The sequence below is a fragment of the Amycolatopsis sp. NPDC004368 genome (genome assembly GCF_053602515.1).
The window spans coordinates 456,931-471,485 of record NZ_JBSGDT010000001.1 but is presented as its reverse complement, the minus strand read 5'-3'; the positions used below and the strand labels follow the sequence as shown (position 1 = coordinate 471,485).

The following is a 14,555-nucleotide window of genomic DNA, read 5'->3' as shown; positions in this document are numbered from 1 at the left end:
CTCCCGTAAGCGACGGGTGCGTTTCGCGTGCCCACGTATGTCGTCGCTCGTCGTGACGAGGCCACACGTTGGTAGGAGACACCAGAGACTGCCGTGCGACCGCACGACATGCCGGTAGACGGCCGAAAATCCGTCGCCCGACGGCCGAGACACAGGAGTAGCAGTGAGCAAGGGCAAGCGCACTTTCCAGCCGAACAACCGCCGACGCGCGCGGACCCACGGTTTCCGCCTCCGCATGCGGACCCGTGCCGGCCGTGCCATCTTGGGCGCTCGTCGTCGCAAGGGCCGCGCCTCGCTGTCCGCCTGATCCGGCTCGTCGAGGCGCGCCGTGCTGCCCGCAGCCGCACGTCTACGGCGGAGTGAGGACTTTCGGGTCGTTCTCCGCCGGGGCTCCCGGGCAGGCAGGCGCCGCCTCGTCGTCCACGCGTTGACCACGGACCCGTCCGCGGCCGCACCCGATGCGGCCAGGGCGGGTTTTGTGGTGAGCAAGGCCGTCGGGAACTCGGTGGTGCGCCACCGGGTGACCCGGCAGCTGCGTCATCTCGTTTCGGCTCGACTCGGAACACTGCCCCCGGGCAGCTCGTTGGTCGTACGGGCATTACCTCCGGCGGCGTCCGCTTCGAGCGCGGAGCTCGGCGCCGATCTCGACGCGGCGCTGCGCCGGCTCGGACTCACCTCGTCCCGCCGCACCGCCGGGGAAGGTGCTCCCCGGCAACCGCGTCAGCAGGACGCGGCCCCCGACCACGGATCAGCGGTGTAAGGCAATGCAAGCCACTCCCGAGCACACCCACGGCGGCGCCGACGTCACCGAGGAAGCGGCCCCGCGCCGTCCCGGTCCGGTCGCCTGGGTGCTGCTCCTCCCCATCAAGCTCTACCGCAAGGCGATCTCGCCGTTCCTGCCACCGGCCTGCCGCTTCTACCCGAGCTGCAGCGCGTACGCAGTCGAAGCCCTGACCCGGCACGGTGCCGGCCGCGGCTCCTACCTCGCGCTGCGCCGGCTGCTGCGCTGCGGCCCGTGGACACCGCCGGGCCGCGATCCGGTACCCGAGAAGTTCTCGTGGCGCCACCACATGCCTGAAACACCGATCGAGGAGTAGCTCAGTGCTCGATTTCATCTACTACCCCGTGTCCTTCATCTTGTGGTGTTGGCACAAGGTATTCGGGTTCGCGTTCGGGGAAGCATCGGCGATCTCCTGGATCCTCGCGATCATCTTCCTGACGTTCACGATCCGCGGCATCATGTTCAAGCCGTTCGTGAACCAGGTCCGGTCGATGAAGAAGATGCAAGACTTCGCGCCGGAGATGAAGAAGCTCCAGAAGAAGTACGCGAACGACAAGCAGCGCCAGGCGCAGGAGATGCAGAAGCTCCAGCGCGAGCACGGCGTCAACCCGCTGGGCAGCTGTCTTCCGATGCTTCTCCAGGTCCCGGTGTTCATCGGCCTGAACCACGTGCTGCGCGCCTTCACGATCCAGCCCCCCGGCGGCGGCGTGAAGACCGAGAACTACTTCTTCAACCAGCACGACGTGCAGTCCTACGTCACCGCGAAGCTCTTCGGCGTCAACCTCGGTGAAGCGGTTTACAACGGCGTCGGGGTGGTCAGCGGCAGCGTCGCGGCTCCCGGGTTCCACTGGAACGTGCTTCCCGTCGCGCTACCCCTGATGATCATCGCATCGATCGCCACGCACCTCACCGCGCGGCACTCGGTGGCCCGGCAGAACGCCGCGTCGGCCACCCCGCAGACCGCGATCATGAACAAGCTGACGATGTACATCTTCCCGCTCGGTGTGCTCGTGTTCGGTGCGCTGTTCCCGCTCGGCCTGCTCTTCTACTGGCTCGCGAACAACGGCTGGACGCTGATGCAGCAGCGGCTCGTGTACACGCGCATCGACAAGGAAGAGGCCGCGCGCAAGGCGGAGGCCGCGGAGAAGCGCGCGTCGCTCGGACCGAAGCCGGGGCAGAAGCCGACGGCTCCGAAGGTCGGCCAGAAGCCGGTGCAGCAGAAGAAGAACAACCCGTCCGGCAACGGTCAGCGCCAGGGCAACGTGACCAAGGCGGGTTCGGCGCACGGCTTCGCGCAGACGAAGGGCTCCGGCGGTTCGGACGTCGAGAGCAAGAAGCCCACTGCCGCTTCGTCCGAGCCGGATACCAAGGCGACCCCGTCGAAGCCGGCGCAGCAGCCGGCCCAGAACGGATCGAACAAGGAGAACGGAACCGGGGTTCCCGGACTCCTCAAGGACTCGACCAGGAAGTCGGGCCGGAAGCGTCGCTGACGCGGATCCGGCCTGGAGAGGAGACGAATGATGTCGGAGACGGTCGACACGATCGACGCCGATCAGGACGAAGAGGCCACGGCCTCCCCCGCCGCCGCCACCTCTGCCTCTGCTGATGAGCAGAAGCAGAGCGGCGACGACATGCTCGTGCAGGAAGGTGACATCGCCGGCGACTACCTCGAGCGCCTGCTCGACCTGCTCGACTACGACGGCGACATCGACCTCGACGTCGAAGCCGGCCGCGCCATCATCAGCATCGACGGCGGCGAGGACCTCGAAAAGCTCGTCGGCCCCCGCGGCACGGTGCTGGAAGCGTTGCAGGAGCTGACGCGCCTCGCCGTCCAGCAGGAAACCGGCTCCCGCAGCCGCCTGATGCTCGACATCGCCGGCTGGCGCGCCGACCGCCGCGAAGAGCTCCGCGAACTCGGCCGCTCCACCGCCGAGTCCGTCCTGTCGAGCGGCGAGCGCGTCCGCTTGCAGCCCATGAGCCCCTTCGAACGCAAAGTCGTGCACGACGCCGTGGCCACCGTGGACGGCGTCACCAGCGAAAGCGAGGGCGAAGACCCGAAGCGCCGCGTGGTGATTTTCCCGGAGGGCTAAGGCCTTCTCCCCCGTTGCTGAGGTGCGGGATGTAGTGCGGAGTACTGAGGAGCACTGAGCAGAAGCGGCTCACCGGATGATCCGGTGGGCCGCTTCTTTCGCCCGGGGTTGTTTCGCTGGTTCGCGGCACTTGATGCTTTCGTGCTCGGTGCTCGGTGCTCGGTGCTCGGTGCTCGGTGCTCGGTGCTCGGTGCTCGGTGCTCGGTGCTCGGTGCTTCGGGGTCGGCGTTGCAGCGCCCTTCGTCATGTGGCGACAGCTCCGTGGCTTCAGCCGCGCCAGTTGCGCTCACGGTGTTGCCGCGCCTTCGCTCTGCGGCGGCAGCTCGGCGGCTTCAGCCGCGCTCACGGTGTTGCCGCGCCCTTCGCTCTGCGGCGGCAGCTCGGCGGCTTCAGCCGCGCTCACGGCGTTGCCGCGCCCTCGCGCTGTGCTGGCAGCCCGGCGGCTTCAGCCGTGCCCACGGCTCTGCCGCGCCTTTCGTGTCACACTGGCACCTCTTTGCAGCTCTAACCGCGCTAGTGGTCCTCACGGCTCTGCCGCACCTCTCGTGTCACGGTTGGCAGCTCTTTGCAGCATTACGCCGCTGGCCGCGCTCAGGCCCCTGCCGTGCCGTTCGCGCTATGTCGATACCTCTCGGCTTCAGCTGCGCTTGTCGGGCCTACGGCGCTGCCACCCCCCTCGCCGCACACTGGCAGCTCTTTGCGGCTTCAGGTACCCACTCGCTCGCGCCGGGCTGCTGTTTCCGCCGCGCTCTTCCTTGCGCGGCGCGCCTGCTCTCGCGGTGCTGATGTTTCCGCCGAGTGCCTGCGCGCGGCGCTCTCACTCCCGCCGAGCGCCTGCTCTCGCGGCGCTCTTACTTACGCCGCGCTGCTACGCGCACGGCGCTCCTGCTCGCGCCGGGCTCCTGCTTACGCCGCGCTGCTACGCGCACGGCGCTCCTGCTCGCGCCGAGCGCCTACTTCCGCCGAGCTGCTACTCGCGCCGGGCTCCTACTCGCGCGGCACTCCTACCTCCACCGAGCTGCTACTCGCGCCGGGCTCCTACTCGCGCGGCACTCCTACCTCCACCGAGCGGCGTATCCCGCCGAGCGCTGGCTCCCGCCGCGCTCCTGCATGCGCCGAGCTCCTACTTCCGCCGAGCGCTTACTCGCGCGGCGCTGCTGCTTCCGCTTCGGCCCCGCTGTGCTCGCGTCGAGCGCCTACTCCCGACGCGCTGCTGTTTCCGCCGCGCTCCAACTCGCGCAGGGTCCTAATTCCGCCGAGCGCCTACTCCTGCCGCGCTGCTGCACGCGCCGAGCGCCTACTCCCGCGGCGCTGCTGCTTCCGCTTCGGCTACTGCCTCGCTGAGCTCGCGCCCAGCACCTACTCGCACGGCGCTGCTGTCTCCGCTGCGCTCCTGGTCTCGCCGCGCTCCTGCTTCCGCCAAGCATCTACTCCCGCGGCGCTGCCGCTCTCACTGCGCTGCTGCTCGCGCGAAGCACCTACTTCCGCCAAGGCTGCTCCTCTGCGGTGTTGCTGCTCCCGCTGCGCTCGGGCACGAGCCGAGCTCCTGACTCCGTCACGCTGCTGCCTCCACCTGGCCGCCGCGCGGTCTGTGCCGAGCTGTGTGTGTGCCGCGTTGCTGCGCCGCTAGGCTGGCGATGGGCCGGTGATGCTGTGCTACTCGCGCTGCCTGCTGGACCCGCTGCGCCCGTGCTCGTGGTCGGTAGAACTACTGCTTCCGCCCAGCTGTCGCCTCCACGCCGGCGCTTCGAATTGCGCTCCTCCGCGCGCTGCGCTCGTCTCTCTGCCTGCAGCGCATGCGCGCACCATCCGCCGTCCTGGCGCACTCGCGGAGCTTTCCGCTTGCTCTGCCGCCATACCCGCCAAGCTTTCGCTCCCGCTTTTGATGTCGCACCCTCTGCTGCCGGGCCTACCGCGCCCGTCACGCTTCCTGCCGTATGCGCCGCCAATGCCACACCCGCCGCACTGGCGTGAGCGCCGCACTGCGGCAGGCGCTGTGCCTGTCACAGCGCCGCCATCGCCGAATCGCCCTGCCTGCTGGACTCGGGGCTCCGGAGTGCTCGCCGTACCTTCGGGTCTGCCCACCGGTTGGCCTGCCGTGTCGCACCGCGGGATCGCCGCGTTTTTCTGAAGCCGTCGAGCTGACGAGCCCGGGCGTGCCTACTCGGCAGCGGGACCACAGCTGGCCTCGAACGCATTCCTGTTCAGGTGCCACCGCATCGCGCCCGACAGCACACCCGCTCCATCGCGGTCACCGCCCATCGCTGAGCCTGTCCTCGATTGGCGGATCCGCGCCGACACTGACGTTGCCGGGTCCCGCAGATCACGAGAAACTCCCAGCGGCTTCGAGACCTCCGGACATGACTCCCCCTCGATCCCGAGCCGCTCGCACGCGACCAAGCTCGCGGCGGCTGCATCCCCCTCGTCCCCGTTCGGTTTGCCTCGGCGCGGCCCGCCTCCCGTGGACTTTCATCGAGTGGCGGATGCGCGTGGGCGAACCCGGGCGTGCCTCGGGGCCGTGTGGCAATCGCTGAATCAGGTTGGTCGTCGTTCGACTCTCCATCACGGCCTGACTCGTCGGGCTCGTGTATGCCTCCTGACTTGTGGGCCCTCCCGTCAGACGGCCCATGGGCCCGGCGGGCAGTTGTGAACACTCGCCCAGCTCAGCGGGCTCTCCCCCGACCGGCGAGGAGCGCTCCACTTCAAGGGGCCGCCCGGCTTCCAGGCGACACCCTCGACGATGGGGTGCTGGCTCTCGGCTGCCGGGGTCTCAGCTCGGAGCACCTCCCGGCTCATGCGTCGCCGTTGCCGTGCGTCCACTGGCGGGCGCACGGCAAGTTCGACAGGGCCAACGGCTCCAGCGTGAAGCGCAAAGAAGGTCGATCCTCTCGCTCGACTACGAGCCGCTAAGTCGGTCGTTGTCGCTTGGTGTTGCGGCGCCACAACCCCGCGCACGCCCGAGGGGAATTACAACCGTGGCGTTTCACGTGAAACGCCGCCACCGCCACCCACCGCTGCGGCGGTTTCACGTGGAACATGGCTGTGGATGCTCGGCTCCCCGAGTGGAGTTGTCCACAGTTGCGGTCTGTCGGCTCGATTTGGGCGCGGCATCGGGGACAATCGAACGAGCGCGTTTCACGTGAAACGCGCGGAGCGAGGAGTGGGTTGCGTGAGCTTGGACGGCGCCACCGCAATGGTGCGGACCGCGGCGGTGGAGGTGTTCGGGGAGCGGGTGGATCGGGCGGCCGGATACGTGGAGCTGCTGGCTACGCACGGGGTCGAGCGAGGACTGATCGGGCCGCGTGAGGTGGAGCGATTGTGGGAGCGGCACGTGCTGAACTCGGCCGTGATCGGGGAGCAGATTCCTGACGGGGCGCGCGTGGTGGACGTCGGGTCGGGGGCTGGGCTTCCGGGTGTACCGCTGGCGATCGCTCGGCCCGACCTCGCTATCGTTCTTCTCGAACCCATGGCCCGCCGGGTCGATTGGCTGGCCGAGGTCGCCGAGAAGCTGGAACTCCCGATCACCATCGTGCGTGGACGCGCCGAGGAGCGGTCTGTGCGTGAGCAGCTGGGTGGGGCAGACGTCGTCACCGCTCGCGCTGTTGCTCCTCTCGCTCGCCTCGCAGGTTGGTGTCTTCCGCTGGTTCGCCCCGAAGGTCGTCTGGTTGCGCTCAAGGGTGCCAGCGCGGGAGAGGAAATCGAGCGGGACCGCGTGGCTGTGCGGAAGGCCGGCGGTGCCGATCCAGAACTCGCCGAGTGCGGGAAAGTAGTACTCGAGGTTCCCAGCACGGTCGTGATGATCCGCCGCCTGCCACCGAAGCCGTCTCGGCCTCGCGGCAGGCGGAGCTAAGCGTACGAGTGCGGCCGCGACGTTCCACGTGAAACACCGCGGTCCGAACGCCAACGAGTCGTCTATCAAGAGGAGGTGTCGAGACCGGTGAATCCCCGCCCGTCCGACCCTGCGAGCACCGGCCACGACTTGGGCTGGACGCCGATCGCCGAAGAAGCCGTCCGCGCCGCGAGCGTCCTGCACCCGAAGGAGGGCACGCTCCCCCGCCCGACCCGTCGCCGAGTGCTGACGGTCGCCAACCAGAAGGGCGGCGTCGGCAAGACAACGAGCACCGTCAACCTCGCCGCCGCACTCGCCGTGCACGGCCTGAAGACTCTGGTGATCGACCTCGATCCCCAGGGCAACGCCAGCACCGCGCTCGACATCGACCACCGCTCCGGTACGCCGTCCATCTACGAGGTCCTCATCGGCGAGGTGTCACTCGCCGAAGCGGCGGCCGTCAGCGAGCAGTCGTCGAACCTGTTCTGCGTCCCCGCGACGATCGACCTCGCCGGCGCCGAGATCGAACTCGTCTCCATGGCCAACCGCGAGACGCGGCTCAAGGAGGCGCTCTCCGACGAGATCCTCGACCAGATCGGCGTCGATTACGTCTTCATCGACTGCCCGCCGTCGCTCGGTCTCCTCACCGTCAACGCGATGGTCGCCGCGCAGGAAGTGCTCATCCCGATCCAGTGCGAGTACTACGCGCTCGAAGGTCTGGGACAGCTCCTGAGCAACATCGAGCTCGTGCAGCAGCACCTCAACCGCGAGCTTCGCGTCTCGACGATCCTGCTGACGATGTACGACGGTCGCACCAAGCTCGCCGACCAAGTCACGAACGAGGTCCGCAACCACTTCGGCGACACCGTCCTGAAGACCGTCATCCCGCGCAGTGTGAAGGTCTCGGAGGCGCCCGGCTACGGTCAGACCGTGCTCTCCTACGACCCCGGTTCACGTGGCGCCATGAGCTACCTCGACGCCGCCAAGGAGATCGCGGAGCGTGGCGCGACCGAAGGAAGGAGCAGTACCGCATGACTGAGCGCAGAGGAGGGCTGGGGCGGGGGCTCGCGGCCCTGATCCCGACCGGACCGGCCACCACCGCCGGCCCGGCGCCCTCCGCCGTCGAAGGCGCATCGCCCGCGGAAAAAGCGGCGCGTGAGGACAAGGGCTGGTTCGCGGCCAACGGCGCGGCGACCCCCGTCGGCGGCGAGGTCGCCGGCGCGGTCTACCGGGAGATCCCGGTCAGCTCCGTCAAGCCGAACCCGAAGCAGCCCCGCCAGGTCTTCGACGAAGAAGCGCTCGCCGAACTCGAACACTCGATCCGCGAGTTCGGGCTGATGCAGCCCATCGTCGTTCGTGAGCTGAGCGAGGGTGAGTACGAGCTCGTCATGGGCGAGCGGCGCCTGCGTGCGTCGCAGCAGGCCGAGCTCGAGGCGATCCCGGCGATCGTCCGGCAGACCGCAGACGAGTCCATGCTTCGTGACGCGCTGCTGGAGAACATCCACCGCGTCCAGCTCAACCCGCTCGAAGAAGCGGCGGCGTACCAGCAGCTGCTCGACGAGTTCGCGGTGACGCACGAAGAGCTCGCCAGCCGCATCGGCCGCAGCCGTCCCGTCATCACCAACACGATCCGGCTCCTGAAGCTCCCCCTCGCCGTGCAGCGCCGGGTGGCCGCGGGCGTGCTGTCGGCCGGGCACGCGCGGGCGTTGCTGTCGCTCGAAGATCCGGAAAGCCAGGAAGAGCTGGCGGCCCGGATCGTCGCCGAAGGCATGTCGGTGCGCGCGACCGAGGAAGCCGTCACGCTCAAGAAGAGCGAGAAGCCCGCCAAGCCGAAGCCCGCTCCCCGCAAGCCGATCCAGGCGCCAGGGCTCCAGGAGTTGGCGAACCGGCTCTCCGATCGCTTCGACACTCGGGTGAAGGTCGACCTCGGCCGTCGCAAGGGACGCATCGTCCTCGAGTTCGGCTCCGTCGACGACCTCGAGCGCATCGTCTCCCTCATCGACGCGAACTCGAACGAAAATACGGCGAATCAGACAGAGGAAACCGACTAGGAATCACACCGGGTCGTTTCGTCACGGTGATGATTGCTCACCGCCGCAACGGACGGCACTCTGGGTGGTCGCCGCCGCGGCCGTGAAATTCGGCGGCCGCGCGGCGGCGGATCTGGGAGTGTGGCGGAACTGGTCCGTCCACCCGGGAGCGTCACCGTGATCCCACCGCGTCTCGACCCGTTGCTCCGGCAGTTCGACTTCGCGCGCGATCGGCTCGTCGACCGCCTCGTGGGTCCGGCGGTCGACAGCGGCGACGGCACCCCCGTCACCGTCGCCCCGATGACCGACGACGAACTCCTGTGGGAGCCGGCGCCGCGGTGTTGGTCAGTTCGCCGACGCGACGGCGCGAGCGCAAACCTTTCCGGCCGCGGCGACTGGGGACGTGACTCGGCGCCGTTCCCCCACCCGTGGCCGCCGCCGATCACAACGATCGGCTGGCGCCTGTCCCACCTCAGCGAAATGCTGGTCCTGCGCGCCGACCACACTTCGGGCAGCCAAACGCTCACCCGTGACGACTACGAACCGGCCGGCACCGCGGCGAGCGCCATTGCCGCGTTCGAAGCAGGCGCCACCGCGTGGCGGGAATCGTTGCTCAGCCTGGACGACGCCGCGCTCGACACCGTCGGCCTGTGCACCTACCCGCACGGCAGTGATCCCGAGGAGCCGTTGCTCGAGATCGTGTGGTGGGTCAACCAGGAAGTGCTGCACCACGGCGCCGAGATCGCACTGCTGCGCGACCTCTACCGCGCGCGGTGATCAGCGAGCGACAGCGCGCCCCACGAGGTCCGCGAACACCGATCCGAGTGACTTCCCCGCCGCCTCGACGGCCATCGGCACCGTGGACGTCTCGGTGAGACCCGGCGACAGGTTCACCTCGAGGAAGTGCACCGTGCCGTCAGCGGTGATCACGGCATCCGTGCGCGAGATGTCGCGCAACCCGAGCCAGCGGTGGGCCGCCACGGCGAGCTCGCCGACGGCCTTCGCCGCGGCCTCGGAAATGCGCGCGGGTGTGAAGAAGTCGGTGAGGCCGGCCGTGTAGCGCGCGGTGTAGTCGTACACGCCGCTCTCCGGCACGATCTCGACGGCGGGCAGCGCCTCGGCGCCGTCCTCACCCTCGACGACCGTGACGGCGACCTCGACGCCGTCGACGAACTGCTCGGCGAGCACGGTGTCGCCGTACGCGAAGCAGCCGACCATCGCCGCGGGCAGTTCGGAGGCCTCGCGCACGACCTGCGTGCCCAGCGCCGAGCCGCCCTGGTCGGGCTTGAGGATCATCGGCAGCCCGAGGCGTTCGACCATCGCGTCGAGCACCGACTGCGCGCCGAGCTCGCGGAAAGTGCTGTGCGGCAAGACAATCCAGTCCGGCGTCGAGAACCCGGCCTGCTGCACGAACGCCTTCGCGGTCGGCTTGTCCCATGCGCGGCGGCAACCCATGCTCGAGGTGCCGACGAACGGCACGTCGAGCATTTCCAGCACCGTCTGCACGGAACCGTTCTCGCCCTCGCCACCGTGCAAAGCCACGACCACCGCGTCCGGCCGCTGCGTGCGCAGGCGTTCGAGCAGCCCGGCATCGGTGTCCCACTCCAGCACGGTCAGCCCCTCGGAGCGCAACGCGGCCGAAAGCCGGCGACCCGAACGGAGGGAGATGTCGCGTTCGTGGGAAAGCCCGCCTGCGAGCACGGCAACGGTACGGTCGACCACCGAGGGAACTCCTTAGGTTTTGCTGCGGACCGGTCAGACCGTGTCCGGCGACGGGGTTTCCGGCCCCGAGATGGTGCGTGCCTTCACGCTACCGAAGGTGCGGCTGAGGTCCATTTCGGACTCCAGCACCGCCGCGAGCCGGCGCACGCCCTCGCGGATCCGTTCAGGCGTCGGGTAGCAGTACGACAGGCGCATCTGGCGCGAGCCGTACCCGTCGGCGTAGAAGCCGGTGCCCGACGCGTACGCGACGCGCGCGGTGACCGCACGCGGCAACATCGCTTTGGTGTCAACACCTTCCGGCACGGTGACCCACACGTAGAAGCCACCTTCGGGATTCGTCCACGAGCAACCGGGCGGCAGGTACTGGTTCAGCGCCGAGAGCATCGCGTCGCGCCGCTCGCGGTAGTTCTCGCGGAACTTCTTGATCTGGCCCTTCCAATCGTGCGTCGCGAGGTAACGCGAGACGATCATCTGGTTGAACGTGGGCGGGCACAGCGTCGCGGATTCCGCTGCCAGCACGAGCTTTTCGCGCACGGCGTGCGGCGCGAGCACCCAGCCGACGCGCAGGCCGGAAGCGAACGTCTTCGAGAACGATCCGAGGTACACCACGTTGTCGGGGTCTAGCGAGCGCAGCGCCGGGTAGGTCTGGCCATCGAAACCCAGCAGCCCGTACGGGTTGTCCTCGACGATCAGCACCCCGTGCTCACGGCAGATCTCCACGATCTCCGCGCGGCGCTCCACGGCGAGCGTGACGCCGGCGGGATTGTGGAAATTCGGGATGGTGTAAAGGAATTTGACGCGTCGGCCCGTCTTCTCGGCCTGCCGCAGCGCCTCGCGCAGCCCCTCGGGCACGAGCCCCTGGTCGTCCATCGCGACGTGCACGACCTTCGCCTGGTACGCCGCGAACGAGCCCAGCGCGCCGACGTACGAAGGCCCTTCGGCGATCACGATGTCGCCGGGGTCGCAGAAGAGACGCGTGACCATGTCCAGGCCCATCTGGGAGCCGACGGTGATCACGACGTCGTCCGGGTGCGCCTGGATGCCCTCGAGAGCCATGATCTCGCAGATCTGGTCACGGAGCGTGGGAATCCCGTGCGCGGACCCGTACTGCAGCGCCACGAGCCCCTCGTCGGCAATGATCTCCGCGACCTGCGCCGACAGCGTGTCGAGCGGCAGCGCGGCGAGGTTCGGCATCCCGCCGGCCAGCGACACGACCTCGGGCCGGCTCGCCACCGCGAAGAGCGCCCGGATCTCCGAAGCGGTCATCCCGGCGGTGCGCGCTGCGTACCGGTCGAGGTGAGGGTCGAGATTGTGACGGCCGGCTTGCGGCTTCGCGGGGCGGTTCTCGGTCATCGACACACCTGAGGGCTCGGTGGTACCTGCGGGTAGATCCATCGAGTGTAACCAGGGCCTCTTCCTGGTCCCCGCTCTTCCGGCGCTCATCACATCGTCCTATTCTTCGAGTGGCTCTTCCGGCCGTTCCTGCGCTCTTGCGGGGAGCGGATGCCGGTCGTGAGGGATTCGGGGAGGTTCCAGGTGTCGCGTCGCGTGGTGGGCGTCACACTCGACAACCTCGAAGACCTGCCCAAGGCCTGCCGGCGGTGCGTCTACTGGGAGCTCGCTCCGCACCTCAAGGCCCAGGCCGAGGAGTTCGGCTCGACCGAGGTCGAGAAGGAAGCGTGGGTCTCCAGCGTGCTGCTGGAGTGGGGCTCGTGCGGCCGCATCGTCTACAGCGACACGTTGCCGGTCGGCTTCGTGCTGTACGCGCCGCCGAACGCCGTGCCGCGCTCCCTCGCCTTCCCCACCTCGCCGCCCAGTGCCGACGCAGTGCTGCTCACCGCGTTCCAGGTCCTCCCCGAGTTCCGCGGCGGCGGTCTCGGCCGCATGCTCGTGCAGGCCGTGGCCAAGGACCTGACCAAACGCGGCGTCCGCGCCATCGAAGCCTTCGGCGACGCCCAGCCCGACGAAGTCGACCCGATGGGCCAGCACACGTGCGTGCTGCCGGCCGCGTTCCTGCAGAGCGTCGGCTTCAAGACGGTGCGTCCGCACTCGAAGTGGCCGCGCCTGCGCCTGGAGCTGCGCTCGGCGATCACGTGGAAGGAAGACGTCGAGGCCGCCCTGGAGCGCCTCCTCGGCCAGGTCACCATCACGACGGCGGAACCGAGCCTCGGGCGAGCTTGACGTTCGTCCTCGGGTTTCCTGTGCACCTGCATTGCGCTCAGCTGATCGCTTCCGGGGCCTGCGCAAAGCCCCGGTGGATGGTCACTTTCTGTGCTCACGCTCTGCCCATCCGACGCTTCGCCGAACTCTTCGCCGACCTCCCGCTGACGAAGCTTTCGGGCTCGCCACCCGCCTCACGCGCGTCACCCACTTGCCTAACATCGCCGCTCAAGCGCTGCTCGTTGCCGCATCGCCCGAGGTCAACTTCGTGCCACCCGCACCGGCGCCTCCCCTCGACCGAAACGCCACCCGCCTTCCCCGAAAGATCTTCGCGACGCCCGCCTACCACGGTTTTACCCAGCCCGAAATACCCGATTTACCCGGCTGTGCACAACTGTGGAAGAAACCCCGAGTTATCCACAGATCCCTGATAGAGGCCGTGGAAAACCTGTGGATGAGTAGACTGGATCTGGGGACGCCCCCCGAGGTGGGCGGGGGCTGCCCCCAGGTGTGGTGTGTTGGCGGCGGGGCAGGCGCAACGGGTTGTGGCGGTCGGCGGGGCGGCTGAAGCGGTCGCGGGCTCCGGTTTTGAGGGTGACGGTGGACTACTCCACCTGAGTCGGCCTGTGCACCGGTTGGGATGAGGATGGGGGCGGAGTTGTGCACAAGCTGTGGGGTATCGGCGAGGGGTGACGCGGCGGGTGCGTTCGGCTGTCGCGGCTGGGGTGGCTACTCAGGGTGATTGTGGGTGGGCTGTGGATGGTGCCTCAGGCGGATGTGGGTGCGGTGGTGGAGTGGGGCGCGCGGCTGCCGAGGGTCCCGGCGCTGGTGCGCGCGTGATCAGGATGGAGCTGGGGCGAGGCGGATAGCCGGGGAAACCGGGCGGACCGAGCGGGAAGACCGGACCGGGTAGGCCGAGCGGGTGGATCGGACTGGGTAGACCGGGCGGGGAAGAGCAGGCCGACCGACCCTTGCCTGGTAGTCGGGCCTGGCTGGCGCATGGTCGGCTGACCAGACGTGAATTGGTTGACCGGTCGCGGGCGGGTTGCGCGGCTGCCGAGGATGGGGCAGCCGATCACCGAGCGCCTCGACGTGCGAGTGCCGGTGGGTGGCCGGCTGTGAGGTCCGCGAGTGGCTCAGCGTGCGAGACCGGATTCGCCGTCGGCGGTGTACGGCACGAACTGCGAGCCGGGGCGACGGGACAGCAGCTGCTCATGCGGTCCTGGATGCGGAACACGAGTCCCCGCGACTCCAGCCAGCTGGCCGCGAAGGCTCACAGCCGCGACGGCTCAGCCTGCGAGTGCCGGCCGAGGCGGTGGCGTTCAGCGGCTCGGCCCGTGAGGTGGTCTCATCGGGCGCGGTTCGAGACAGACCGTGGGGCCGGTGGGGCCATCGGGAATCGGGCGAAGCAGCACTGCGGCGGTGTCGAGGTGCCGGTGCGGAGTGGCGAAGCCCTGGTGCCCGTGGTGATCGGCGTGGTCATCGACTGCGCCGTGGCCGGCGGCTCCGTGCTCGCTGCTGCTGGCTGGATGTGCTGGCGCTGGTGCTCTCGAACTTCACGTAAGGGCCGCAGATGACAGTGCCGGTGTCGAGGAAGTACCTCGGCTCGTGGATCTCGTGGATCTCGTGGGCTGGGCCGCTTGTTGTCCGGCGCCCACTATCCGCCATGGCCCGTGGTGAAGCGCCCGGCGGCACGGACTCGCCAGAGTGCCGTGCCCGGCACTTGTCGCGGCTGAGTCCCGGCGGTTCGGCGTCGAGGAAGCTCATCCCGTGGTCGTGGACCGACGGTGAGCCAATACCGATCGCGAGGAGGTGCCCAGCGAGTTGAACTCGGCGGCTCAAGGGCAGGCGCGAAGGGTGAGTGGCCCAGGTGAGATCTGAGCCGTGATGATCGGTGTGGTCGCAAGGAAACAACTGTGGCGACGGCGAAGCCCTGAGGACAG

General features: G+C 68.7%; 12 protein-coding genes. 10 read left to right on the top strand and 2 right to left on the bottom strand.

The window, feature by feature from the left end; all coding sequences use genetic code 11:
* Nucleotides 1–163 precede the first annotated feature (163 nt).
* From rpmH to ACWEOE_RS02080, 9 genes are all read left to right on the top strand, one after another.
* On the top strand, nucleotides 164–307 hold the full coding sequence (gene rpmH, locus ACWEOE_RS02120; protein WP_452002638.1) for a 50S ribosomal protein L34: 144 nt from the start codon (nucleotides 164–166) through the stop codon (nucleotides 305–307).
* A 21-nt stretch (nucleotides 308–328) separates the two neighbouring features.
* Nucleotides 329–760, top strand: coding sequence for a ribonuclease P protein component (gene rnpA / locus ACWEOE_RS02115; RefSeq protein ID WP_285971342.1), 432 nt, complete (start codon nucleotides 329–331; stop codon nucleotides 758–760).
* 4 nt (nucleotides 761–764) lie between these two features.
* Nucleotides 765–1,097 (top strand): membrane protein insertion efficiency factor YidD, encoded by a 333-nt coding sequence (yidD, locus tag ACWEOE_RS02110; RefSeq protein WP_452002635.1) that lies wholly within the window; start codon nucleotides 765–767, stop codon nucleotides 1,095–1,097.
* A gap of 4 nt (nucleotides 1,098–1,101) precedes the next feature.
* Nucleotides 1,102–2,271, top strand: coding sequence for a membrane protein insertase YidC (yidC, locus tag ACWEOE_RS02105; protein ID WP_452002632.1), 1,170 nt, complete (start codon nucleotides 1,102–1,104; stop codon nucleotides 2,269–2,271).
* Between the two features lie 30 nt (nucleotides 2,272–2,301).
* Nucleotides 2,302–2,871, top strand: coding sequence for a Jag family protein (locus tag ACWEOE_RS02100; RefSeq protein WP_452002631.1), 570 nt, complete (start codon nucleotides 2,302–2,304; stop codon nucleotides 2,869–2,871).
* 3,169 nt (nucleotides 2,872–6,040) lie between these two features.
* Nucleotides 6,041–6,721 (top strand): 16S rRNA (guanine(527)-N(7))-methyltransferase RsmG, encoded by a 681-nt coding sequence (rsmG, locus tag ACWEOE_RS02095; RefSeq protein WP_452002627.1) that lies wholly within the window; start codon nucleotides 6,041–6,043, stop codon nucleotides 6,719–6,721.
* An 87-nt stretch (nucleotides 6,722–6,808) separates the two neighbouring features.
* Entirely contained in the window at nucleotides 6,809–7,735 is a 927-nt protein-coding gene (locus tag ACWEOE_RS02090; RefSeq protein ID WP_452002624.1) for a ParA family protein, read from the top strand.
* Nucleotides 7,732–8,751: a ParB/RepB/Spo0J family partition protein gene (locus ACWEOE_RS02085; RefSeq protein ID WP_452002621.1), complete on the top strand. Its 1,020-nt coding sequence runs from the start codon at nucleotides 7,732–7,734 to the stop codon at nucleotides 8,749–8,751. The genes ACWEOE_RS02090 and ACWEOE_RS02085 overlap by 4 nt, the downstream gene beginning before the upstream one ends.
* A 156-nt stretch (nucleotides 8,752–8,907) precedes the next feature.
* A complete protein-coding gene (locus ACWEOE_RS02080) occupies nucleotides 8,908–9,507 on the top strand; it encodes a DinB family protein (RefSeq protein ID WP_452002618.1) in 600 nt (199 codons plus the stop codon).
* Here ACWEOE_RS02080 and ACWEOE_RS02075 read toward each other — a convergent pair whose 3' ends face one another.
* Nucleotides 9,508–10,452 (bottom strand): D-alanine--D-alanine ligase family protein, encoded by a 945-nt coding sequence (locus ACWEOE_RS02075; protein WP_452002615.1) that lies wholly within the window; start codon nucleotides 10,450–10,452, stop codon nucleotides 9,508–9,510. It lies immediately after the preceding gene.
* A 33-nt stretch (nucleotides 10,453–10,485) separates the two neighbouring features.
* Nucleotides 10,486–11,805, bottom strand: a complete 1,320-nt coding sequence (locus tag ACWEOE_RS02070; RefSeq protein WP_452002613.1) for an aminotransferase-like domain-containing protein — start codon at nucleotides 11,803–11,805, stop codon at nucleotides 10,486–10,488.
* Between the two features lie 183 nt (nucleotides 11,806–11,988).
* On the opposite strand from ACWEOE_RS02070, the gene ACWEOE_RS02065 reads away from it, so the two are divergent.
* The gene (locus ACWEOE_RS02065) at nucleotides 11,989–12,633 is read left to right on the top strand and encodes a GNAT family N-acetyltransferase (protein WP_452002610.1); all 645 of its coding nucleotides are present in this window, start codon (nucleotides 11,989–11,991) and stop codon (nucleotides 12,631–12,633) included.
* The last annotated feature ends 1,922 nt before the right edge of the window (nucleotides 12,634–14,555 follow it).

Coding starts and splice junctions, on each gene's coding strand:
- yidD (WP_452002635.1), top strand. CDS start 765: ATGCAAGCCACTCCCGAGCACACCCACGGCGGCGCCGACGTCACCGAG.
- ACWEOE_RS02100 (WP_452002631.1), top strand. CDS start 2,302: ATGTCGGAGACGGTCGACACGATCGACGCCGATCAGGACGAAGAGGCC.
- ACWEOE_RS02085 (WP_452002621.1), top strand. CDS start 7,732: ATGACTGAGCGCAGAGGAGGGCTGGGGCGGGGGCTCGCGGCCCTGATC.
- ACWEOE_RS02070 (WP_452002613.1), bottom strand. CDS start 11,805: ATGACCGAGAACCGCCCCGCGAAGCCGCAAGCCGGCCGTCACAATCTC.